Source organism: Actinoplanes utahensis (genome assembly GCF_016862455.1).
GTDB lineage: Bacteria > Actinomycetota > Actinomycetes > Mycobacteriales > Micromonosporaceae > Actinoplanes > Actinoplanes utahensis.
Genome location: NZ_BOMZ01000110.1, coordinates 66289 through 89816, shown reverse-complemented (window position 1 = coordinate 89816; position 23528 = coordinate 66289). Strand labels below are relative to the sequence as shown.

At 73.0% G+C, this 23528-nt stretch carries 21 protein-coding genes and 1 pseudogene; 18 read left to right on the top strand and 4 right to left on the bottom strand.

Translation table 11 applies throughout. The features are described 5' to 3' along the window. The 4 genes from Aut01nite_RS39410 to Aut01nite_RS39395 all read left to right on the top strand — a co-directional run. Positions 1-1330 (top strand): tetratricopeptide repeat protein (locus tag Aut01nite_RS39410; protein WP_373871571.1); only part of this gene is annotated, 1330 nt, incomplete at its 5' end. Next, positions 1327-2331 carry an HAD-IIA family hydrolase gene (locus Aut01nite_RS39405; RefSeq protein WP_043528350.1) on the top strand — a complete coding sequence of 335 codons (1005 nt, stop codon included), beginning with the start codon at positions 1327-1329 and terminating at the stop codon, positions 2329-2331. The genes Aut01nite_RS39410 and Aut01nite_RS39405, both read left to right, overlap by 4 nt. A gap of 194 nt (positions 2332-2525) precedes the next feature. Then, complete coding sequence (locus tag Aut01nite_RS39400; protein ID WP_043528352.1) at positions 2526-2717, top strand: hypothetical protein; 192 nt, start codon at positions 2526-2528, stop codon at positions 2715-2717. Then, positions 2714-3529, top strand: a complete 816-nt coding sequence (locus Aut01nite_RS39395; RefSeq protein WP_052164110.1) for a calcium-binding protein — start codon at positions 2714-2716, stop codon at positions 3527-3529. The genes Aut01nite_RS39400 and Aut01nite_RS39395 overlap by 4 nt, the downstream gene beginning before the upstream one ends. Before the next feature lie 202 nt (positions 3530-3731). On the opposite strand, the gene Aut01nite_RS39390 is transcribed toward Aut01nite_RS39395, so the two are convergent. Together Aut01nite_RS39390 and Aut01nite_RS39385 are read right to left on the bottom strand one after the other, a co-directional pair. Then, positions 3732-4013, bottom strand: coding sequence for a hypothetical protein (locus Aut01nite_RS39390; protein ID WP_043528353.1), 282 nt, complete (start codon positions 4011-4013; stop codon positions 3732-3734). Positions 4014-4187: 174 nt separating this feature from the next. Beyond that, on the bottom strand, positions 4188-4526 hold the full coding sequence (locus Aut01nite_RS39385; RefSeq protein ID WP_043528355.1) for an SCP2 sterol-binding domain-containing protein: 339 nt from the start codon (positions 4524-4526) through the stop codon (positions 4188-4190). A gap of 96 nt (positions 4527-4622) precedes the next feature. On the opposite strand from Aut01nite_RS39385, the pseudogene Aut01nite_RS39380 reads away from it, so the two are divergent. The 13 genes and pseudogenes from Aut01nite_RS39380 to Aut01nite_RS39320 form a co-directional block, all read left to right on the top strand. Beyond that, positions 4623-5129, top strand: a pseudogene (locus tag Aut01nite_RS39380) (phasin family protein); the annotation flags it as partial. Between the two features lie 688 nt (positions 5130-5817). Further along, on the top strand, positions 5818-6021 hold the full coding sequence (locus tag Aut01nite_RS39375) for a hypothetical protein (RefSeq protein ID WP_043528454.1): 204 nt from the start codon (positions 5818-5820) through the stop codon (positions 6019-6021). Positions 6022-6093: 72 nt separating this feature from the next. Further along, complete coding sequence (locus Aut01nite_RS39370) at positions 6094-6924, top strand: TlyA family RNA methyltransferase (protein ID WP_043528357.1); 831 nt, start codon at positions 6094-6096, stop codon at positions 6922-6924. Then, positions 6921-7808: an NAD kinase gene (locus tag Aut01nite_RS39365; RefSeq protein WP_043528359.1), complete on the top strand. Its 888-nt coding sequence runs from the start codon at positions 6921-6923 to the stop codon at positions 7806-7808. Before Aut01nite_RS39370 ends, Aut01nite_RS39365 begins: the two co-directional genes overlap by 4 nt. Positions 7809-7860: 52 nt before the next feature. Then, positions 7861-9618, top strand: coding sequence for a DNA repair protein RecN (gene recN, locus Aut01nite_RS39360; RefSeq protein WP_043528360.1), 1758 nt, complete (start codon positions 7861-7863; stop codon positions 9616-9618). A 53-nt stretch (positions 9619-9671) separates the two neighbouring features. Beyond that, a complete protein-coding gene (steA, locus tag Aut01nite_RS39355; protein ID WP_173476712.1) occupies positions 9672-10865 on the top strand; it encodes a putative cytokinetic ring protein SteA in 1194 nt (397 codons plus the stop codon). Positions 10866-10883: 18 nt separating this feature from the next. After that, complete coding sequence (locus tag Aut01nite_RS39350; protein ID WP_043528364.1) at positions 10884-11816, top strand: copper transporter; 933 nt, start codon at positions 10884-10886, stop codon at positions 11814-11816. Between the two features lie 25 nt (positions 11817-11841). Further along, complete coding sequence (locus tag Aut01nite_RS39345) at positions 11842-12669, top strand: hypothetical protein (RefSeq protein WP_043528366.1); 828 nt, start codon at positions 11842-11844, stop codon at positions 12667-12669. 188 nt (positions 12670-12857) lie between these two features. Beyond that, positions 12858-14378 (top strand): murein biosynthesis integral membrane protein MurJ, encoded by a 1521-nt coding sequence (gene murJ, locus Aut01nite_RS39340; RefSeq protein WP_236642899.1) that lies wholly within the window; start codon positions 12858-12860, stop codon positions 14376-14378. Positions 14379-15086: 708 nt separating this feature from the next. After that, entirely contained in the window at positions 15087-16199 is a 1113-nt protein-coding gene (locus Aut01nite_RS39335; protein WP_043528369.1) for a glycosyltransferase family 4 protein, read from the top strand. 347 nt (positions 16200-16546) lie between these two features. Then, positions 16547-18712: a hypothetical protein gene (locus tag Aut01nite_RS39330; protein ID WP_043528455.1), complete on the top strand. Its 2166-nt coding sequence runs from the start codon at positions 16547-16549 to the stop codon at positions 18710-18712. Between the two features lie 130 nt (positions 18713-18842). Then, complete coding sequence (pyrG, locus tag Aut01nite_RS39325; RefSeq protein ID WP_043528370.1) at positions 18843-20531, top strand: CTP synthase; 1689 nt, start codon at positions 18843-18845, stop codon at positions 20529-20531. A gap of 1 nt (position 20532) precedes the next feature. Continuing rightward, a complete protein-coding gene (locus Aut01nite_RS39320; protein ID WP_043528372.1) occupies positions 20533-21108 on the top strand; it encodes an NUDIX domain-containing protein in 576 nt (191 codons plus the stop codon). Between the two features lie 37 nt (positions 21109-21145). On the opposite strand, the gene Aut01nite_RS39315 is transcribed toward Aut01nite_RS39320, so the two are convergent. Continuing rightward, a complete protein-coding gene (locus Aut01nite_RS39315) occupies positions 21146-21739 on the bottom strand; it encodes a hypothetical protein (protein WP_043528373.1) in 594 nt (197 codons plus the stop codon). A 233-nt stretch (positions 21740-21972) separates the two neighbouring features. After that, positions 21973-23049 carry a nucleotide disphospho-sugar-binding domain-containing protein gene (locus Aut01nite_RS39310; protein ID WP_043528375.1) on the bottom strand — a complete coding sequence of 359 codons (1077 nt, stop codon included), beginning with the start codon at positions 23047-23049 and terminating at the stop codon, positions 21973-21975. A 56-nt stretch (positions 23050-23105) separates the two neighbouring features. Here Aut01nite_RS39310 and Aut01nite_RS39305 point away from each other — a divergent pair, with 56 nt between their 5' ends. Continuing rightward, positions 23106-23522, top strand: a complete 417-nt coding sequence (locus Aut01nite_RS39305) for a VOC family protein (RefSeq protein WP_043528377.1) — start codon at positions 23106-23108, stop codon at positions 23520-23522. Positions 23523-23528 lie beyond the last annotated feature (6 nt).

Here is a 23528-nt window from a genome sequence, read left to right as displayed (position 1 = left end):
CCGTCCCCAGGGCGGCGGCTACCAGGGTGGTGGCGACCGTGGCGGGTTCCGCGGCGGTGACCGGGACCGTGGCGGCTACCAGGGGCGTGACGACCGTGGCGGGTTCCGCGGTGGCGACCGGGACCGTGGCGGCTACCAGGGGCGTGACGACCGTGGGGGCTACCGTGGTGACGCCGACCAGCGCCCGCAGGACCGGGACGACAACGGGCAGGCGTCGTTCGAGGCTCCGGAGATTCCCGAGGAGATCACGGCTCTCGACCTCGACGAGGAGGTGCGCGCCGAGCTGGTGAGCCTGGCCCGCGACGTCTCCGACAAGGTCGCGCGGCACCTGGTCGCGGCCGGGACGATCATCGACGAGGACTCTGAGCTGGCGCTCAAGCACGCGATCGCGGCGCGGCGTCTCGCCTCGCGGATCGCGGTGGTGCGGGAGGCCGTCGGGCTGGCGGCGTACGCGGCCGGTGACTGGACGACCGCCATCGCTGAGCTGCGCACCTACCACCGGATGACCGGGCTGCAGACGCACCTGGCCGAGCTGGCCGACTGCGAGCGGGCGCTGGGCCGTCCGGAGCGGGCCATCGACCTGTTCCGTGGCGCGGACGTCGCGAAGCTGGAGAAGGCCGGTGCGATCGAGCTGCTGATCGTGGCCGCCGGCGCCCGGGGCGACCTGGGGCAGCACGACGCGGCGGCGGCGATGCTGCAGGTCAAGGAGCTGACCGCGGACGAGGACGCCGAGTGGGCGGCGCGGCTGCGGTACGCGTACGCGGACGCTCTGCTGGCGGGCGGTCGTCGTGAGGAGGCGCGGGAGTGGTTCGCCCGGGCCGCCGCAGCCGACGAGGACCAGGTCACCGATGCGGCCGAGCGCCTGCTCGAGCTCGACGGCGTCACCATCGAGGGCGACGAGAACGACGAGGACGACGAGGACGAGGCGACCGGGAACGGCGCGTCGGCCGAGGCCGGCGACCGTGACGCCGACGAGTCGGACGACCGCGACGAGGACGAGGACGAGGACTTCGACGACGAGGACGACCTCGACGGCGAGTTCGAGGACGACGACGAGCGGGACGCGGTGGCTGTCGAGGACACCGACGTGAACACCGACGGGCTCGACGGCGAGGAGAAGGACGCGCCGGTGGTCACCGGTGGCGTCACCGACTCGCTGGATGCTCCGGCCGGCGCCGCGAAGCCGAGCGTGGACAGCGCCCTGGACGACGCGGCCGACGAGGCCGCGGACGAGAAGGCGGCTGTCGGCGGCGCGGTGACGGACTCGGTCGAGAAGGCCGACGACGACGCCGCTGACGACAAGGACGAGGAGAAGAAGCCGCAGGCATGAGCGATCACCTCGCCGGCGGCTACGACCTGGTCATCTTCGACCTGGACGGTGTCGTCCTCCTGATCGACAAGCCGATCCCGGGTGCGGCGGAGGCGGTGGAGCGGCTGCGTGCCGGCTCGACGCCGATCGCCTACGCGACGAACAACGCGTCCCGGCGGGCCGGCGAGGTGGCCGAACTGCTGAACGGCATGGGTGTGAGCGCGGAACCGGCCGAGGTGCTGACCTCGGCCGGCGCCGCGGCCGCCCTGCTCGCCGAGTGCCTGCCGGCCGGCGCGAAAGTGCTGGTGGTGGGCGCTGAGGCGCTGCGCGACGAGGTCCGCGACGCGGGCCTCGTGCCGGTGAGCGAGCTGGCGGACGAGCCGGTCGCGGTGGTTCAGGGATACGGGCCCGAGGTCGGCTGGAAGATCCTGGCCGAGGCGGCGCTGGCGGTACGGGCCGGGGCGACCTGGTTCGCCACCAACACCGACCGCACCCTGCCGAGCCCGCGCGGCCCGCTTCCGGGCAACGGCTCGCTGGTCGCCGTGCTGCGGACCGCCCTGGACCGGGACCCGGACGTGGTGGTCGGCAAGCCGCAGCCGGGACTGTTCCGGACCGCGGCGGCTCTCTCCGGCGCGCAGCGGCCCCTCGCCGTCGGGGATCGTCTCGACACCGACATCCAGGGCGCCGTCACCGCGGGCGTCGACAGCCTGCTGGTGCTCACCGGGGTCAGCGGCCCGGCGGACCTGCTGGCCGCGCCCGAGGACCGGCGCCCCACCTTCGTGACCGCCGACCTGTCGGGGCTTTTCGGCCCGGCTGACGACGCCCGGGTGCCCGTATCCGGCGGCGAGGCCGGCGGCTGGCGGGTCGCCCGAGACGGCGACCGGGCGGTCCTGTCCGGCTCCGGCGACCCGGTGACGGCGTTGCGCCTGCTCTGTGCGGTCACCTGGGACGGTGTCGCACCGTCCGCGATCACCGCGCACTCCCCTGAGGCCGGCGAACTGCTCCGCTCCTGGGGCCTCTGACCCGCATCGACGTACCGTGGCGCCGGACCCTCCTCGAGGAGGGTCCGGCGCCACGTTCGTATCCGGCACCCTCGTTCGAGTCGTTATCTTTCCGTTACCAATTGTCGAGAACTACCCCGCTCCCGGCCGCATCGCACCTGATGTAGCCGACACACCGTGCTCGGATCGGGCGCGGCGAACAGCGGGGGATTCGCATGAAGTTCAGCATCAAGGCGCTCGCCGTCGCCGGGGCTGTGGTCTCCTGGGCGGCGTTCCTGCCCGCGCCGGCTCAGGCCGCGGCCGCCACGGCCGGGACAGCGCGGATCGTCGATGGCAGTGCGGTGCATTTCACTGCCGCTCGCGGCGCCGCCAACGATCTCGTCATCACCCGCTCGGGGGCATCGTGACGCTCGACGACCGGGTCGCGATCCAGGCCGGCCCCGGCTGTTCGGCCGTCAAGGACGACCGGACCAGAGTGCGGTGCACCTCCCGGTCGAAGGTCGCGTTCGTCACGGTGGATCTCGCCGACGGCAACGACCGGTTCACCGATCGGGCCGGCATGATCGCCGACGTTCTCGGCGGCCCGGGCAACGACCGGATCACCGGCGGAGCGGGCTACGACAGCTTCGACGGCGGCCCCGGCAACGACGTCCTGGCCGGCGGCGGCGGCCGGGACAGCCTGAGCGGCGGAACCGGCAACGACCACCTCGACGGCGGCACGGACAACGACTACCTCAATGCCGACGCGGGCCGGGACGTGCTGCGCGGCGGGACCGGGCGGGACCTGGCCTACTACGGCTCCCGCACCGGCGCGGTGTACGTCGACATGGACGGGGCCAAGGGCGACGACGGCGCCCGCGGCGAGGGCGACAGCGTCGGCGCCGACGTCGAGGACCTCATCGGCGGGCGCGGCGCCGACCGGCTGATCGGCAACGCCGCCGGCAACCGGATCACCGGCGGGTACGGCAACGACTACATCGCCGGTGGTACGGGCCACGACATCCTCGTCGGCCAGTCCGGCAACGACACACTCCGTGGCGAGGCCGGGGACGACCACCTGATCGGCGAGCAGGACCCCGGCGCGTCGGACCCGGAGGGCGACCTGACCGACAACCCGCGGGCGCGCGACCACCTCGACGGGGGCACCCAGACCCGCCGGGGCGACATCTGTGACGCCGGGGCGTCCAGCACGCAGGTGAGCTGCGAGATTCGCCGCTGATCCGTGCGGGGTCGACCCGCACCGGCGCTCCGGCCCGGCGGCCGCGTTCCGGTCGTTCGCCGGGACCACCTCGCGTGGACGGGCACGGGCGGGTGAGGCGCGGCGGGGACGGCTCACGGCGTACCGGAAAGAGATTTTGCACGGGGGGATGCGGCCCGGGCCGCGCATCTTGCGGGATGCGCAGCCCGGGCCGCGTCGTTTTTCAGCGGCGGTGCATGCGGGTCAGGTCGGCCAGCAGGTGCGAGGCGCTGTGCGCGGCGTCGTCGGCCGGATGCGCCGAGACGGGGCCGGGGACCGGCTGGTAGCGGCGACGCCGCGGGAGCGGGGCGTCGCGGTCGATGTGCAGCAGCCCGTCGACGAAGGCGAGGACGGGGCCGCTCATCCAGTCGAAGGCGGGTACGGACACCTGCTCGGCGCGCTCGTGCACGTTGGCTGAGGTCAGCGTGGCGTCGAAGCGCGGGGGGCCGGGGTGGGCATGTTTCATGATCCCTCCCTGTGAAGGGCCGGCACGGCCGCCGGCCGTCGGGTTTCCTCAACCATCGTGGCACCGTTCGCGGTGGGGAGAACCGCCGTCGCGCCTTCTGCCTCACGAGCTGATCTTTGAACTCGCGCACCGGTCGTGCCCGTATCCCCGGGCACAACCGGTGCAGTGCGGTCGTCAGAGGAGCTTGCGGAGCTTGAGCAGGTCGAACGGATTCGCCTTGATGGAGATCTGGCGGGCGGCGAGGGCGCGCGTGATGTCCAGCTCGCCGCGGACCAGGGCGAGCAGATTGTCGCCGGTGGTGACCAGGGCGATCTTCGCCTTCGGGTCGTCGCCGTCGGCGATGTCGACCAGCCGGCCACCGGTGATCCGCCCGTGGAAGGCGGCGCCGAGATCGGTGATGCGGCAGGCGAGAGTGCGGTCCAGATCGAGCTTGCCGCGGGCCTCGGCGTTGGCGTCGAGTTTCGCGGCGAGGTCGTGCAGGGCTTGGCGGCAGTCATCCACGGTGGTGGCCATATGACCATCCTCCCTCACGACACCGGCACGGTACCTCAGGAGAATCCCGGAGGTGCCCGGTAGCGTGGCACCCGACGCGGCGAGAGGAGGCGGGACATGCCAGAGGCATGGCGGGCTTATCTGGACCTGGCACTCGGCTTGACGGAGGCCCCCCGGAAGAGGGCGCAGCAGGTCGCCGGGGAGTTGCTGACCCGGGGCGGGGCCACGGCGGCGCAGATGCAGGGCGTGGTGGAGGACCTGTTGTCGGCGAGCCTGGCCAACCGGGAGGCGTTGACGAACATCGTCCGCTACGAGGTGGACCGGGCGCTCGGGCGGGTCGGACTGGCCACCGCGGACGAGGTGTCCGATCTGACGTCGCGGGTGCACGACCTGGAGCGGCAGTTGCGGGAGGCGCGGGCCGGGGCTCAACCGGCGCCGTCAGTGGCTTCGGCCGTGGCGCCGACCCCGACCCCGGCGTCGGCCCCGGCCCCGGCCCCGGGCAAGAAGGCGGTCGCGAAGAAGGCCGTCAAACCGAAGCCGAACGCGATGCCGGCGGCGGCGCTCAGCCCGGCCACCGAGCCGGCGCCGACGGTGGCGCCGGTCAAGCGTGCGCGGGCCAAGCAGACTACGGCGCCCGCCAAGCGGGCCGCAGCAGCTGCTAAGCAGGCTGCGGCGCCCGCTGGGCAGACCGTGGCGCCCGCTGAGCAGGCTGTGGCGCCCGGTGGGCAGCCCGCGGCCAAGAAGGCGCCCGCCAAGCGGGCCGTGGCGCCCGTTGAGCAGACCCCGGCCAAGAAGGCGCCGGCCAAGCGTGCGCCGCGGAAGGCCACCGGTCCGGTCGTGGAGGCTGCCTCCACTCCGGTCGAGGCGCCTGCGGCTCCGGCCGAGAAGCCGGCGGCTCCGGTGAAGAAGGCGGCCGTGAAGCGGCCTCCGGTGACGGCTGTCCCGTTCGTGGAGCCGGTTCCGGTCGTGTCGCAGCCGGAGGGGACCGTGCCCGCTCCGGTGAGCCCGGTGACCGCTGCCGCCGCCGCCACCGAGGTGCCGCCGGCACCGCGGAAGACCGCGCCCCGGCGGCGGACCCCGGCGAAGGCCGTCGAGTCCGAGCCGCGGAAGGAAACCGGGCGCCGGGCGGCGCCGCGGAAGACCGCGCAGGTGCCCACTCAGCCGAAACCGGCCGGCGACAGCGTCAGCACGGCCGAGAGCACGGAGGCGTGACGCCGTGACCTATCCGAGCCCCGGTCCGCGTCCCGGTCCACCGACCGGCGGGTTCCGGCCGGGCCCGCCGTCCGCGGGCCCCCGGCCGGGTCCGGCGGGCGTGCCCGGGCCGCCGCCCGGAGCGGTGCGGCCGGCCTACTCCATGGGTGGCGGTACGGACGGCGAGGGGACCGGGCATCCCGCGGTGGACGCGGTGTTACGGTCGCTCGCCAACGCCGCGCGGCTGGCCCCGGCCGAGCAGATCGCCGAGTTCGAGGCCGCGCATCAGGTGCTTCAGGACACCCTGGCCAGCATCGACCGTTGAGGCCCGCCCAGCGACGGATCCCGTCGTCGTGAAAAGGGCCGCTGACCACCCCGTACCGATAAAAGGAATCTGATGGCCCGCCGTGCGCGTCTCGACGCCGAGCTCGTCCGTCGCAAGCTCGCCCGCTCCCGGGAACAGGCCGCCGCGCTCGTCGCGGACGGCCGGGTGCAGGTGCGCGGCACCGTCGCCCAGAAGGTGGCGGCGATGGTCGACCCGGCCGACCCGATCCTGGTCACCGGGGAGGACCCGCAGACGGAGTACGTGTCGCGCGGTGGCCACAAGCTGGCCGGCGCCCTGGCGGCGTTCGGCCCGGGTGGGCTGGCCGTGACCGGGCGGCGCTGCCTGGACGCGGGGGCGTCCACTGGCGGGTTCACCGACGTGCTGCTGCGAGCCGGCGCCCGGCAGGTGGTGGCGGTGGACGTCGGGTACGGGCAGCTGGCCTGGCCGATCCGCACCGACGAGCGGGTGGTGGTTCAGGAGCGCACCAACGTCCGCACGATCACGCCGGAGTCGATCGGCGGCCCGGTGGATCTGACCGTGGCGGACCTGTCGTTCATCTCGCTGCGGCTGGTGCTGCCGGCGCTGACCGCGTGCACCGCGGACGACGGCGATCTGGCGCTGATGGTGAAGCCGCAGTTCGAGGTCGGCAAGGAACGGGTCGGCGCGGGCGGGGTGGTCCGCGACTGGCGGCTGCGTGCCGAGGCCGTGCTGGACGTGGCGGCGGCCGCCGCCGGGTTGGGGCTGGGTGTGGCGGACGTGACCGCCAGCCCGCTGCCGGGCCCGAGCGGCAACGTGGAGTTCTTCGTGTGGTTCCGGCGGGACGCCCCGCCGGCTGATCCGGCCCGGGTCGAGGCAGTGGTCGAGGCCGGACCGCATGCTGTCGAGCTCTTGGAGGAGAGATGACGCGCTCGGCCCTGCTGGTGACGCACACCGGGCGTCGGCAGAGCACACAGCACGCCCGGGCGGTGGCGCTGGACCTGCTGGCGGCCGGCTTCGACGTGCGGGTGATCGCCGAGGAGGTCGACGACCTGGAGCTGCCGGAGGGGGTGCAGCCGGTCTACGGCCCGGACGCGGCCGAGGGCGTGGAGATCGTGCTGGCGCTCGGCGGTGACGGCACCTTCCTGCGCGCCGCCGAGCTGGCCCGGCCGTCGAAGACCCCGCTGCTCGGGATCAACCTGGGCAAGGTCGGTTTCCTGGCGGAGGCCGAGATCGAGCACATCGACCAGGCGGTCGCCGACGTGGTGGCCGGGGACTACACGGTCGACGAGCGGCTCACCCTGGACGTACGGGCCGAGTACGACGGCCGCCTGATCGCCGAGTCGTGGGCGCTCAACGAGGTGACCGTGGAGAAGGGGCAGCGGGCGCAGATGCTCGAACTGCTCGTGGACGTGGACGGGCGGCCGCTGTCCCGGTACGGCTGTGACGGTGTGGTGTGTGCCACACCGACGGGGTCGACGGCGTACGGGTTCTCCGCCGGCGGCCCGGTGGTCTGGCCCGAGGTGGAGGCGCTGATCCTGGTGCCGATCAGTGCGCACGCACTGTTCAGCCGGCCGATCGTGACCGCGCCCACGTCGACGTTCGTGGTGACCGTCGACCCGTACACCTCGTTCGCGGTGTTGTGCTGTGACGGGCGCCGCACCTGGGATCTGCCGCCGGGCACGACGGTCACCGTGGAACGCGGTCAGCTCCCGGTTCGCCTGGTCCGGCTGGCGCCGCGCCCGTTCACGGACACGCTGGTGGCGAAGTTCGGCCTGCCGGTCGTCGGCTGGCGAGGCAATCGACGCTGATCAGAGACCCCAGGGTTGGGCAATTGTCGGGGGGTCCCGATACTGTCTGGCTGTGCTGGAGGAACTGCGCATCACCGGGCTCGGCGTCATCGACGACACGACGCTTCGGCTCACATCCGGAATGAATGTCATCACCGGTGAGACCGGTGCCGGCAAGACGATGGTGGTGACCGGGCTCGGGTTGCTGTTCGGTGGCCGGGCCGACGCCGGCCGGGTCCGGGCCGATCCCGGCCGGGCCGTGGTGGAGGGCCGTCTGAAACTGCGCGGCACCCTGGGCGACGCGGTGCGGACCCGGATCACCGACGCCGGTGGCGAGGCCGACGACGACGGCTCGATCCTGCTGAGCCGCACGGTGACGGCCGAGGGCCGGTCCCGGGCGCACGTCGGTGGCCGCAGCATGCCGGTGTCCACGCTGAGCGAGCTCGGCGAGCAGATCCTGGCCGTGCACGGGCAGTCCGACCAGCTGCGCCTGCTGCGCCCGTCGGAGCAGCGGTCCGCACTCGACCGGTTCGCCGGCCCCGAGCACGAGAAGCTGATCGACACCTATCGGGAGGCGTTCGGCCGGTGGCGTGCCGTCGTCGACGACCTGGCCGACCGCAAGCGCAACGCCCGGCAGCGCTCCCAGGAGGCCGACCTGCTCAAGCTCGGCCTCGACGAGATCACCCGGGTGGACCCCCAGCCCGGCGAGGACGACGAGCTGCGCAACGAGGTGCAGCGTCTGGAGCACGCCGAGGGGTTGCGGGTCGCGGCCGCCCTGGCCGCGCAGGCCCTGGCCGGCGGCGTCGAGGCGGCCGACGACACCCCCGACGCGACCCAGCTCCTCGGTCTGGCCCGGCGCACCCTGGAGGGCCAGGCCGCGGTCGACTCGTCGCTGGGCGACCTGGCGGCCCGGATCGAGGAGGCCGCGACCCTGGCCGGTGACGTCGCCTCGGAGCTGTCGGGCTACCTGAGCTCGCTGGACGCCGATCCGGCCCGGCTGGAGGCCATCTACGAGCGGCGGGCCGCGCTGCGCGCCCTGACCCGGAAGTACGCCGACGACGTCGACGGTGTGATCGCCTGGGCGGAGAACGCCCGCACCAAGCTGAGCGAGCTGGACACCTCCGACGAGCTGCTCGAGGAGCTCGACAGGGAGCGGCAGCGCCTGGAGGCGGCGGTGGGCGAGCTGGCTGGGCGGCTGACCGCGGCCCGGCGGGAGGCGGCCGGCCGGTTCTCCGAGGCGGTCAGCGTGGAGCTGGCCGGGCTGGCGATGCCGCACTCCCGGGTCGAGGTGGCGGTGCTGACCCGGAGCCCGTCGCGGGACGAGCCGGCCGTGACCGTCGACGGCGAGACCCTGGCCGCCGGGGCGGACGGGGCCGACGAGGTGGAGCTGCGGCTGCACGCGCATCCGGGCGCTCCGGCACTGCCCCTGCAGAAGGGCGCCTCCGGCGGTGAGCTGTCCCGGGTGATGCTGGCGATCGAGGTGGTGTTCGCCGGCGCCGGTGGTCCGCCGACCCTGGTGTTCGACGAGGTCGACTCGGGAGTGGGCGGCACGGCCGCGGTGGAGATCGGGCGGCGACTGGCCCGCTTGGCGCGGACCCATCAGGTGCTGGTCGTGACGCACCTGCCGCAGGTCGCGGCCTTCGCCGATCGGCACCTGGTGGTGGCGAAAGACACCGGTGGAGCGATCACCACGAGTGGTGTGCGGATCGTGGAGGAGACCGAGCGAGCACGGGAATTGTCCCGGATGCTGGCGGGTCTGCCCGATTCGGATCTGGGTATCGCGCATGCCGAGGAGCTACTCTCCGTGGCTGCTCGGGAGAAACGCGCCTAATAGAGGTGAGCTGGCGCATGTCGCGGGGTGAACGGGTGCGGGGGCGTGTCAGGATGGCCGGGATGCGACTTCCCATTCCCACCCTGCGCCGGGCCAAGGGCGCCGAGCCCGGCCCGGTCTCCGGCGTGGCCCGGCTGGACCGGCGCACCAAGCGGCTGACCGGCCGGCTGCGGCCCGGTGAGATCGCGGTCATCGACCACGTCGACCTCGACCGGGTCGCCGCCGACTCGCTGGTGGCGTCCGGGGTGATGGCCGTGCTCAACGCGAAGCCGTCGATCTCGGGCCGCTATCCGAACCTGGGCCCCGAGGTGCTCATCCAGGGCGGGGTGATCCTCGTCGACGACCTCGGCGAGGACGTGTTCGCCGGTCTGCGCGAGGGCCAGACGGTCAGCATCGACGGCAGCACCGTGCTGGTCGACGGCGAGCCGGTCGCCACCGGTGCCCGGCAGGACGCGGAGACCGTCGCGAAGTCGATGGCCGACGCCCGCGAGGGCCTGTCGGTGCAGCTCGAGGCGTTCGCGGCGAACACGATGGACTATCTGAAGCAGGAGCGCGACCTCCTGCTCGACGGTGTCGGCGTGCCCGACGTGCAGACCCGCATCGGCGGCCGGCACGTGCTGATCGTCGTCCGGGGCTACGACTACAAGGAGGACCTGGAGGTTCTCCGGCCCTACATCCGGGAGTACAAACCGGTTTTGATCGGGGTGGACGGCGGCGCCGACGCCCTGGTGGAGAACGGCTACACCCCCGACATGATCATCGGCGACATGGACTCGGTCACCGACGACGTGCTGCGCTGCGGCGCCGAGATCGTCGTGCACGCCTATCCCGACGGCCGGGCCCCCGGCCTCAAACGGGTGGAGAACCTGGGCGTCGCCGCGCTGACCTTCCCGGCCGCGGCCACCAGCGAGGACCTGGCGATGCTGCTCGCCGACGAGAAGGGCGCGTCCCTGATCGTGGCCGTCGGCACGCATGCCAACCTGGTCGAGTTCCTCGACAAGGGCCGCGGCGGCATGGCCTCGACGTTCCTCACCCGGCTCAAGGTGGGCGGCAAGCTCGTCGACGCGAAAGGTGTGAGCCGGCTCTACCGGCAGAGCATCTCCGGGTCGGCGGTGCTGCTGCTGGTGCTGTCCGCGCTGGCCGCGATGGCCTCCGCCGTCGCGGTCAGTACGGTGGGGAAGGCCTATCTCACCGTCGTGTCCGAGTGGTGGGACAATCTGCTCTTCCAGCTCGGCAATCTTTTCTGAGGGTCTTCCGAGGGCATTGTGATCAACTTCCGGTACCACGTGGTGTCGCTCACCGCGGTCTTCCTCGCGCTCGCGATCGGCCTGGTGGTCGGCACCGCCGCCCTCAACGGCCCGGTCTCCGAGAACCTGCGCAACAACCTCGCCGCGCTCAACAAGGACAACAACGTCCGCCGTGAGCAGGTCAACAAGCTCAACGACGAGGTCAACCGCAACCAGGAGTTCGCCACCCAGATCGCCCCGGCGCTGCTCGGCGGCAAGCTGGCCGGCCGGAAACTGGCCGTGGTGGCGCTGCCCGGTGTCGAGGACCCGGCGAAGGGCGTCGTCGACATGCTCACCGTGGCCGGCGCGACGATCACCGCCCGGGTCGACGTCGAGGAGAAGTTCTTCGACCCGAACTTCGTCAACGAGCTGCTCGACCTGGCCGACCAGTCGTCGCGGCAGAGCATCCCGGCCGCCGGCCTGCCGATGAACAGCGACGGTGTGGAGACCGCGAGCGCGCTGCTGGCGCTGACCCTGCAGCAGGGCGCCACCAGCACCCCGCTGCCGGACGACGTGACCGCGGTGCTGACCGCCTTCGGCAAGGCCGGTTACCTCACCGTCTCCGACGGCGCGACCGGCGGCGCCGAGGCGGTCGTGCTGGTCGCCGGGGTGCCGGCTACCGACAAGGAAGCCGAGCGGAAGAGCCGGTTCGCGGTCACCATGGCCGACCAGTTCGCCAAGAACCGGCCGCTCGTGGTCGCCGGGGACGGCGCCGGCGACGGCAACCTGGTCGCCGCGATCCGCAACGACCCGACCCTGGTGCAGAAGATCTCCACGGTGGACAACGTGAGCACCGTGCAGGGTCAGGTCGCCACCGCGCTGGTCACCGTCGAGCGCCTGGTGCAGAACAAGACCGGGCAGTACGGGCTGGCCGCGGGCGCCACCTCGATCGTGCCGTCCGCCGCTCCGTAGCCGCACCCGTCTAGACTCTGCGCCCATGGCCTACCTCCGTTCCGCCGGTGTCGGCGCCCTGGTCGCAAGGACCGTGCTCGCCTGGATCCGGCAGGATCCGAAGGCCTCCGCCCTGGAGCGGACCAACTTCCGCGGCCGGACCGTGACGCTCGCCGGCGGTCCCGCGCTGGCGGCCGGCGCCACCATCGGCGCGGTCACCGGGGCGCGCACCGGCCGCCTGGCCGCCGCCGCGGTCGCCGCGGGCGGGGTCAGCGGCGCCGTCGGTTTCTACGACGATCTGGTCGGTGGCCGGCCCGACCAGAAAGCGTTCAAGGGCTTCGCCGGGCACCTCGGCGCGCTGCGCGAGGGCAAGGTGACCAGTGGCCTCCTCAAGATCGCGGGGGTGGGCGCGGCCGGGCTCGCCGCGTCCGCGCTGATCGGCAGCGACCGCCGGTCCCGCTTCGGCCGCGGCATGGACGTCCTGCTCGGCGCCGGGGTCATCGCCGGCACGGCCAACCTGCTCAACCTCTTCGACCTGCGGCCCGGCCGGGCGATCAAGGCCGCCGCGATCATCGGGACCCCGCTGGCCGCCGGCCGTAACGCGTCGATGACCGCGGGCACGCTCGGCGCGGGCGCGGCGCTGCTCTCCAGCGACCTGGACGAGGAGATCATGCTCGGCGACGCCGGGGCGAACTCGCTGGGCGCGCTGCTCGGCGTCGCCCTCGTCGCCCGCAGCGGCACGTCCGGGCGGGTGGCGGCGCTCGCGGCGCTGGCGGCGCTGACCGCGGCCAGCGAGAAGGTCAGCTTCACCAAGGTCATCCAGGACACGCCGTGGCTGCGTACGATCGACGAACTCGGCCGCCGGCCCCAGTGAGACCAGGCGATTCCTCCGGCGGGCGGCTCTCCTCCGCTTCGCCGGCTGCCGCAACCCCGAGTGATTCCTCCGCTTCGCCGGTTTCCGCAACCCCGAGTGATTCCTCCGCTTCGCGGGCTTCCTCCACCCCCGGTGGTACGGGGAGGAGCACGGTCGCCAAGCTCGCCGGCGCGGCCGCGCTGATCTCGGTGCTCACCGTGCTGGCCCGGCTCGCCGGGTTCGGCCGTACCACCGTGTTCTTCTACACCGTCGGCAACGACGGCCTGGCCAGCATCTATCTCGCCGCCAACCTGGTGCCGAACATCGTCTTCGAACTGGTCGCGGGCGGCGCCCTGGCCAGCCTGGTGGTGCCGCTGCTGGCCGGGGCGGTCGCGGCCGGTGACCGCGGACGGGTCGGACGGGTCGCCTCGGCACTGCTGACCTGGGTGCTCGTCCTGACGGTTCCACTCGCCGTCATCGTGTTCCTGCTGGCCGGCCCGATCACCGGACTGTTCAGCGGGGTGCCGCCGGAGCATCAGGAGGTCGCCGCCCGGATGCTGCGGATCTTCGCGCCGCAGCTGCCGCTGTACGGCATCGGGATCGTGCTGACCGGCGTCCTGCAGGCCCACCACCGGTTCGCCTGGCCGGTGATCGCGCCGCTGCTGTCCAGCGTGACGGTGATGACGGCGTACCTCGCCTATGCCGGGATCGACGGCGCCCGCACCGGGTTCGCCGGGCTCAGCCGGGCCGGGGAGCTGACCCTGTCGGTCGGCACCACCCTCGGCGTCGTCGCGCTCAGCCTGTGCCTGTTGATCCCGGTGGCCCGGCTGCGACTGCGGCTCCGGCCGTCGCTGACGTTCCCCGGCGGCGAGGGGCGGCAGGCGGTGCGGCTCGGCTGGGCGGGCGCCGTCACGGTCGGCGCCCAGCAGGCGGTCGCCGGACTGATCATGGTGCTGGCGTCCCTGCAGATGGCCGCGTACACCGGCGCCCAGACGCTGTTCCTGCTGCCGTGGGCGGTGCTGGCGGTTCCCCTGGCGACAGCCGTCTATCCACGGCTTTCCGCGGCCGTGGCGGCCGGTGACGAGACCGGCTACGCCACCGCGCTCGCCGGAACCGCCCGGTCGGTGGTGCTGCTCGCCGGGCTCGGCACCGCCGCGCTGGCCGGCCTCGCCGTCCCGATGGCCTTCCTGATGAACGCCCCCAACGGGGTTCCCGGCGTGATCGGTTTCGCGCCCGGGCTGCTCGGCTACGCGCTGTTCGCTCTGCTGTCCCGGGCGCTCTACGCACGTGGCGCCACGGTCGCGGCCGCTGTCGCCTCGGCCGTGGGCTGGCTCACCGCCGGCGTGGCCGTGATCGTCGTCACGACCGTCGTGGACGGGAGCCGGGAAGTGTTCGGGCTCGGTCTGGCCAGCGCGATCGGCATGTCGGTCACCGGGCTTTTGCTGATCCTGGCGGTCCGGCGGCACGCGGGCACCCCGGCGCTCGCCGGGCTGAGCCGGGCGCTGCTAGCCGCGGTACTGGCCGCGGCGGTCGCCGGGCTCGCCGGATGGGGCGTGGTGGCGGTGCTGGGGTCGGCGTTCTGGCCCGTTCCGGGCGTGTTCGGCAGCCTCGTGCAGGGCATCGCCGGTGGAGTGGCGGTCGCGGTGGTGTTCGCCGCGGTGGCCTGGGCCCTGGACCGCCGCGACATCGCTCCGCTGGTCACCACCCTGACCCGCCGCTTCCGCCGCTAGCCCTCGACCCCACCGTCGTCGCCGGTTCGTGGGCCTGTCCGCACAGCGGCGGATCTTGCCCGGGATGGTTCTCACTGCTGTGTCCCGCGCGTTGTGACAGGCGTAGGAGCCGGCCGGAAGGAACCCGGTGCCGGACTCGCCCGCCCGTCGACGGGCAACCTCCGGTGGGGCGCGCCAGCGGTGTGGGTCTGTTGACTTCGGGCGCCGTACACGCCGCAGGTGGACCCTGATCGCTGGGTGCGCCGACCGTTGGGGCGTGGAGTCAGCCAGCGCGCTGAACGGCGGAGACACGAGCCGGCTTTCTGCGGGGTGGCCGACCGCGGCGGCGGGTCGACCTCGGCCGTTATCCGGGCTGTAGGCACACGCTGTTCGCCGGGGCGTGCTGACGCCAGGTGTGTTGATTCGGGCCGCTATGTGCGCCGCACGTGCACACGCTGTGAGGGTGGGCCGGCTACGGCAGTGTGGGGAGTTCGGGCGACAGGTGGCGGAAGTGCACACGCTGTTCGAGGGGTGGGCCGGCAGCGGGGGTGCGGGGAGTTCGGGTGCGGTGGGTGGTGCAAGCGCACACGCGGTCGGTGGGGTGTGCGATGGACGGGTGGGCGGTGGTGTGAGACTGGGCCGCGCGGGATCGGGGTACGCGGACCGGTCCGGTGACGGGCGGACCAGCGGCCGGGTGACGGCCGCCGGAGGAGAGGGGTACACGGGGTCGTGAGCAGCGACGAGGGGTGGCGCGGCTCGGTCGTGCTGGTGGTCGCGTCGAGTACCGGCGGGATCGGGCAGCACGTCGCCTCACTGGCCCGGGGCCTGGTCGCCGGTGGGTGCCGGGTGCTGGTGTGCGGGCCGGCGGGGGTGGACCAGCACTTCGGGTTCTCGGCGTCGGGGCTGGAGTTCGCGGTCGTGGAGATTCCGGCCGACCCCGGGCCGCAGGACTCCGGCGCGATCCGTCAGCTGCGCCGGGCGGTCGCCGGGCGGGACGCCGAGGTGATCCACGCGCACGGGTTGCGGGCGGCTTTCGTGGCGTCGGTCGCACGGACCGGCGTACCCCTCGTGGTGACCTGGCACAACGCCGTCCTCGCGCGAGGCTTGAAAGGCCAGGCCGGTGCCCTGCTGGAGCGGATCGTGGCGCGCAACGCCGCGCTGACCCTGGGCGCCTCGGACGATCTGGTGCAGCGGGCGACCGCCCTCGGTGCGCGTAACGCGCGGCTGGGGCCGGTGGCGACGCCGCAACTGGCGCCGCCGAAGCGGAGCCGGTCGGCGGTGCGCGCCGAGTTCCAGGTGAAGGGTGACACCCCGCTGATCGTGTCGGTCGGGCGGCTGCACCCGCAGAAGAACTACGACATGCTCGTCGACGCCGCCGGCCGCTGGCGTGACCTGAGACCGCAGCCGGTGGTGGTGATCGCGGGTTCGGGGCCGAGTTACATGCCGCTGGCGCAGCGGGCGTCCCGGCTGCACGCCCCGGTGCATCTGCTCGGGCACCGCGCCGACGTGCCGGACCTGCTGGCCGGCGCCGATCTCGCGGTGATCACGAGTGACTGGGAGGCGCGGCAGTTGTTCGCGCAGGAGGCGCTGCACGCCGGCGTTCCGTTGATCACCACGGCGGTCGGCGGGCTGCCGGGCCTGGTGGGTGACGCGGCGGTGCAGATCCCGCCGCGCGACCCGGACGCCCTGGACGCCGCGGTCCGGCGGCTGCTGGCCGACCCGGAGTTGCGGGCCGACTACGCGGCCCGGGGCCCTCGGCAGGCCGCCACCTGGCCGGGCGAGGAGGACGTGGTCGCCGACGTCCGGTCGGCCTACGCGGAAGTCGCGGCGGTCCGCCGGTGAACCCTGGAGAAGACCCGGTGGGCCGGGGGAAAGAGCCGATGGACCCGGGAAAAGACCTGGTGGGTACGGGAAAAGACCCGGTGGGTACGGGAAAAGACCCGGTGGGTACGGGAGACGAGCCCGTGAGCGCGGGGAAGGAACCCGTGAGCGGGGGCAAGGAGCCGGCGAACGCGGGGAAGGAGCCCGTGAACGCGGGCAAGGAGCCGGAGAGCCGTAGGAAGGAGCCGGTGGATCCTGGAGAGAAGCCGGTGAGTGTGGGGAAGGCGCGGGCAGGCGTGGCGGGACTGGTGCGGGAGCGGCTGGAACGGCTGCGGCGGGTGCGCCGGCCCGGCACCCCGCGCGGGCCGATGGCCGCCGTCTGGGTGCCCTACCTGCTGGTGGCGCTGGTGGTCGCGGCCAGCCTGTCCGCCCTGACGATGCGGCCGACGGAGCAGAAGCACCGTGGCGAGGCCGACTACGTGGTGATCGCCGCCGCGGCGGGCCTGCGCTGGGAGGATCTGGATCCGGACCGCACTCCCGCGCTGTGGCAGGAGGCTACCCGCGGTTCGGTGGGCTGGCTGTCGGTCCGGTCGGCGCATGCGGTGACCTGCCCGTCGGACGGCTGGCTGACCCTGGGCGCGGGCAATTACGCGGCCTGGGACACCCGGGCGGTCACCGGCCGCTGCCCGGACGCGGCGCCGAAACTGACCCAGCCGGACGGCATCGGCGCGAACCTCACCGATCAGCCCACGGTGGTCCGCAACAACCAGGACCGTCTGCCGTACGGCGCGACGCCTGGCGCCCTCGTCGAGTCGGTGCGCTGTTCGGTGGCGGTCGGGCCGGGCGCCGCGATCGCCGCAGCCCGCCCGTTCGGCCGGGTGGACCGCTATGTGCCGGAGCTGCCGGAGGATCCGTCCGCGCTGCTCGGCGACTGTCTGTTGAGCATCGTCGACCTGGGCACGATCGCGGGTTCGGGGGCGGAGCGGATGGCGGCGGTGGAGGCCGCCGACCGTACCCTCGCCCGGGTCCTCACCGCCCGCCCGCAGAACTCGATGATCCTGATCGCCGGCCTGGCCGACACCGACACCACGCCGCGTCTACACGTGGCGATCGCCGAGGGCCCGGGCTGGGCGGGTGGCCGGCTCACCTCGGCCGGCACCGGCCGGGACGGTTACCTGCAGCTGGTCGATCTGGCGCCGACGGTGTTGTCGGCGCTCGGCCGGCAATCCCCGGAGAAGCTCTTCGCGGGGTACGCCGCCACGGTCACCCCGGGCCGTCCCGCGGACCCGGCCGAGGCGATGCAGGGCGACCACGACGCCGACCGGCGGGCGATCGCCCAGCGGGGCGTCGCCGAGATCTTCTTCACCGTGCTGGCGATCCTGCAGCTGCTGTTGTTCCTCGCGGTGGTCCCGGTGCTGATCCGGGCCCGCCGGCACGCCGGTCCGCTGGGCCCGCCGCTGCCGCCGCGCCGGCTGGTGGTGCTGGCGGAGCTGGCGCTGATCGCGGCCGGCCTGGCGATTCCGGCGGCTCTGCTGGCCGACCTGGCGCCGTGGTGGAGCAGTTCGCACCCGGCGTGGACGTTCGGGTTCGCGACGGCGGTGCTGATGGTGGCGGGGACGCTGCTGATCCGGCTGGTTCCGCGCTATGAGCGGACGCTGTGGCCGCTGGCCGCGGTGGCCGGGGTGACCGTGCTGGTGGTGGCGGTGGATCTGGCGACCGGGGCGCGGTTGCAGTTGAACGGCGTGGCCGGGTATTCGGCGATTCACGGGGTCCGGTACGCCGGGCTGGGCAGTGTCGGCCTGGGTGTGTTCGTGGCCGGGCTGCTGCTGCTCGCCGGGGCAGTGTCCCAGTGGGTGAGCCGCCGCTGGCGCCCGGTGATCGTGGTGACGTTCGGCGGGCTGGGTGTGGTCATGGTCGGCAGCCCGTACCTGGGAGCGGACCCGGTCGGCGCGATCGCCGTCACCGCCGGGGTGTGTGTGGCGGCGGTGATCAGCACCGGCGGCTGGCTGACCTTCCCGCGGTTCGCCTGGGCGGCGCTGACCGGGGTCGCGGTGACCATCGCGTTCGCGGTGCTGGATCTGAGCCGGGCGCCGCTCGAACAGGGCACGCTGGGCCGGTTCCTGACCGCGCTGGGCGACGGCACGGCCGGTCCGGCGATGCAGCGGGCCGCGGCCGCCAACGGGCAGGCGCTGGTGGACAGCCCGCTCACGTTGCTGGCGCTGTGCGGGGCGGCGATGCTGGCGTTCTGCCAGTTCTCCCCGTGGGGCGGCCTGAACCGGGTCTACGGCCTGCATCCGGCGGTCCGGGCGGGGGTGGCCGGGACGGTGGTGGCCACGCTGATCGCGGGTGTGCTGGGCGGTACGGCGCTGGGCGCGGCCGGTGCGGCGGCGGCCGCGGCGGTGCCGGTGGCGGTGCTGACGGCGCTGCGGGTGCTGCTGCACGCGGCGGACCGGACCCCGCCGCCGGGCGAGACCGACGGTCCCGGCGGGCCGCTGCTCCGCAAATCGGACGGCGATCCGGTGCCCATACCGTAAGGGGCGTTTTGACACGCACGCGAGCAGCCCGAACATGGCGGCCCCGGCAATCAGTGTTACGGTGAACTCCCGTGGATGGGGCTTGCCCCGGCCGCAAGAACCGATGAAACGGCGACCACGGGAGCGGGCCTTGGCCTCATCAGTGCGCGAAACGCGGCACATCTTCGTCACCGGGGGCGTCGCCTCCTCGCTGGGCAAGGGCCTCACCGCCTCCAGCCTCGGCAATCTGCTCACCGCCCGCGGCCTCCGTGTCGTGATGCAGAAGCTCGACCCCTACCTGAACGTCGACCCCGGGACGATGAACCCGTTCCAGCACGGTGAGGTCTTCGTCACCGAGGACGGGGCGGAGACCGACCTCGACGTCGGTCACTACGAGCGGTTCCTGGACCGGGATCTCTCCGGCAAGGCGAACGTCACGACCGGCCAGGTCTACTCGGCGGTCATCGCCCGGGAGCGGCGCGGCGAGTACCTCGGTGACACCGTGCAGGTCATTCCGCACATCACCAACGAGATCAAGAGCCGGATCTTCGCGATGGCCGACCCGGACGAGAACGGCAACGTCCCGGACGTGGTGATCACCGAGGTCGGCGGCACCGTCGGCGACATGGAGTCGCTGCCGTTCCTGGAGGCGATCCGCCAGGTGCGCCACGAGGTCGGCCGGGATCACGTCTTCTACCTGCACGTCTCGCTGGTGCCGTACCTGGCGCCGTCGGGCGAGCTGAAGACCAAGCCGACCCAGCACTCGGTGGCCGCGCTGCGCAACATCGGTATCCAGCCGGACGCGCTGATCTGCCGCAGCGACCGGGAGATCCCGGAGAAGATGAAGCACAAGCTGGCGTTGTACTGCGACGTCGACGCCGAGGCCGTCATCGCCTGCCCGGACGCGCCGAGCATCTACGACATCCCGAAGGTGCTGCACGACGAGGGTCTGGACGCGTACGTCGTACGCCGCCTGGGTCTGTCCTTCCGGGATGTGAATTGGAACACCTGGAACGATCTCCTCGAACGGGTGCACCACCCGAAGCGGACCATCACCATCGCGCTGGTCGGCAAGTACGTGGACCTGCCGGACGCGTACCTGTCGGTCAGTGAGGCGATCCGGGCCGCCGGCTTCGGCAACACCGTGAAGATCAAGATCCGGTGGGTGCCGAGCGACGACTGCGTCACCCCGGCCGGCGCCGCGGCCGCGCTCAAGGGCGCCGACGGCATCGTGATCCCCGGTGGTTTCGGCGTCCGCGGCATCGAGGGCAAGGTCAACACCTCGCGGTACGCCCGGGAGAACAAGATCCCGATCCTCGGCCTCTGCCTGGGCCTGCAGTGCATGACCATCGACGCGGCCCGCAACCTGGCCGGGCTGACCGGCGCCAACTCGGTCGAGTTCGACGAGCGGGCCACCTACCCGGTCATCTCCACGATGGCCGACCAGGAGGACATCGTCGCCGGCAAAGGCGACCTGGGCGGCACCATGCGGCTCGGGGCGTACCCGGCGAAGCTCAAGGACGGGTCGATCGTCGCCGAGGTGTACGGCGCGACGGAGATCTCCGAGCGGCATCGGCACCGCTACGAGGTGAACAACGACTTCCGCGACAAGCTGTCGCAGTCCGGCCTGGTCTTCTCCGGCACCTCGCCGGACGGGCGGCTGGTCGAGTTCATCGAGCTGGACCGCGAGGTGCACCCGTACTTCGTGGCCACCCAGGCGCACCCGGAGCTGAAGAGCCGCCCGACCCGGCCGCACCCGCTCTTCGACGGGCTGGTCAAGGCGGCCGTCGCGTACGCCGCGGCGGACGAGCTGCCGGTCGAGATCGACGTCGAGGCCTGACATGGGGTTCGCCCACGAGACGGTGTCCCGGTCCGAACGCTTCCACGGCGCGATCTTCTCGGTCTACAGCGACGAGGTGACCATGTCCGACGGCAGCACCGCCGTCCGGGACGTGGTGGAGAACCGGGGCGCCGTCGTCGTGGTCGCCCTCGACTCCCAGGACCGGATCGTGCTGATCAAGCAGTACCGGCACGCGGTCGGCAAGCACCTGTGGGAGCTGCCGGCCGGCCTGCGGGACGTCGTCGGCGAGGACGAGGCGCTCACCGCGGCCCGGGAGTTGGCCGAGGAGACCGATCTCACGGCCGGGCGGATGGAGCCGCTGCTCGATCTGCACACCACGCCCGGGTTCGCCGACGAGTTCGTCCGGGTCTTCCTGGCCCGTGACCTCGCCCCGGTCTCCGAGACGGAGCGGTACGAGCGCACCGGCGAGGAGGCCGACCTGGAGATCCGCCGGGTGCCTCTCGACGAGGCCGTCGACATGGTCTTCCGCGGCGAGATCACCAACGCGGCCGCGGTCGGTGGCATCCTGGCCGCCGCCCGCGCCCGCGACTCCGGGTGGACCGTGCTGGGTTCCTGAGGTCCTGGTCCGTCCCGGCGCGCGCGCCGGGACGGGCTCAGCCCTCGACGTACTGCTTCAACGCGTCGTAGTACTGCTTCACCGACGGGCTGCTGTACACCACCGGCTCCTCGCCCTCCTTGACGAGCTTGATCAACGGGCAGGTCTTGTCCTTCCCGTCGATGCGCACGGTGGCGATCTCCTTGCGGGTCTTGACCTCGCGGAGCCTCACCTCCCAGACCCCGGTCCGCACCGGCGCCTTGATGCCGCTGTCGAACTCGCAGGTTCCGATCTCGGCGCCGTCGGCGACCTTCTCCGCGCAGCCGACGAGCTGCACGTCCGCCTTCGCCGGGTTCCAGGCCTTGCTCGTGGCCGCCGGGATGTCCGGGCCGATCAGCAGCTCGTCCCGGGGTGTCTTCTCGCCGAGGTCGTAGACGGCGATCGGATGTGGCGCCGCGGTGCCGGTGTAGGCGGGCGCGGTCGTGTAGTAGGTGTCCTCGCAGACCTTCACCAGTTGATCGTCCAGGGTGACCGCCCAGTCGTTGGCGACGTCGCCCCGGATGGCCTTCCAGGCGAGGTTGCCGCCGTACCAGAGCCCGCCGGCCACGAGCGCCAGCAGCAGGATGGTCGTCTGGCAGCCCAGCTTCTTCACTTCGGTCGTCCTCCCCGTTGATCGAAGTCAGATTATGGACAGGTGTGGATCAACCGCTGTCACGGGCCTCGAAGAACCGGCTATCCGTCTCGTGCCGCCCGCCCTGCCGGTGATGGAGATCCCGAAGGCGGGCGGCGGGCGATCGTGAGCCGGCAGGCGCGCGGGCCGGCCGAAGTGACGCTGCTGTTCGCGGTGCCGGCGGTCGTGGTGCAGGCGTTCGGCGGGAAGGACTTCTATCCGGACTGGCGGATCGCCTCGACCAGGTCCTCCGGCGGCGGCATGGCGGCGATCTCGGCGGCGACCTCGCGGGCCGCGGCCGCCACGCCCGGGTCGGTGACCAGCCGGGTGAGCAGCTCGGGGGAGATGTCCCGCTCGTCGGCGGCGAGGCCGGCGCCGCGCGCCGCCACCAGGTCGGCGTTGTGCCGCCGGTCGCCGGCGCCGCGGACGGCCAGCTGCGGGACGCCGGCGTGCAGCGCGGACAGTACGGTGCCCGCGCCGCCGTGATGCACGATGGCGGCCCCGGCGGCCAGCGCCGCCGGGATCGGGATCCAGCCGGTGGCCCGGACGTTCGGCGGCAGTCGCCGGACGGACGAGCGGACCAGCACGAAGTCGGCGTCGACCGACGCGGCGGCCTCGATCAGCCGGGGTGTCAGCCGGTCCCGGCCGGGCTGCGGCAGGGTGCTGTGACTGATCAGGACGCGGGGCCGCGACGGCGGCCCGGCCAGCAGGTCCGGCAGCGGGTGGTCACCGCCGTACGGGACCGGCCGCATCGGCAGGTGGGTGCCACGGCCGGCCACGCTCGCCGGCGCGATCCGGATCACCGCGGCCGGTGGGGCCACCTCGGGACGTCCCCGCATCCGGGTCGCCGCGACCAGGGCGGGCCCGTCGAACAGCGAGTTCTCGTGCAGGATGCCGGGCACCCCGAAGCGGGCGGCGGCCACCGCGCCGGACGCCGCGAGCGGCTCGTAGACGATCCGGTCCGGCCGCCACTCCCGGGTGGTCTCCAGGACCGCCTCGAGGATCCGGTCGTTGACCCGGCCGAACATGTGCCCGACCGCCCGGGTCCCCGCGGTCCCGGCCATCTCGCGGCGGATCAGCGACGGATGCCGCAGCAGGGCGCCGAGCGCCGTCGGCACGAACCGGAATCCGGGCGCCACGTCGCGCACCTCGACACCGGGCGCGGTCACCCGCAGCCCGTCGCCACCGGTCGCCACCAGCACCTCGTGGCCCGTCGCCCGCAGCGCCCCGGCGAGCGGCATCAGCGGGAAGACGTGCCCGACCAGCGGCGCGGCGACGAAGAGGACACGCATCAGATCACAGTAGGCGGGTATTCAAGAGCGTCGCCACCCCGCTCACAGGAGGTACCGTGCCTGTTCCGAGACTCCAGTCGTTCGTGCTGGACACCACCGACGCGCGCCGGGCCGCCGAGTTCTATCGCGAGCTGCTCGGCCTGGAGTACCGCAAGGGCGACGAGCCGCCGCCGGCGGGCTCCGACTACCCGCAGGGCCGCGACTGGCTGGTGTTGCTGGCGCCCGACGGTTCCTGGCGGCTGGCGTTCCAGCAGACCACGGGGGTACGCCCGACGACCTGGCCCGGTGACGACGTCCCCCAGCAGGCCCACCTGGACACCACCGTGGACTCGATCGAGGAGCTGGACCGCCAGCACGACCGGATCCTCGCCCTGGGCGGGACGCTGCGTTTCGACCGCAGCGACGACCCGGAGGAGCCGTTGCGCGCCTACGCCGACCCCGACGGCCACCTGTTCTGCGTCTTCGTGGGTTGACCTCAA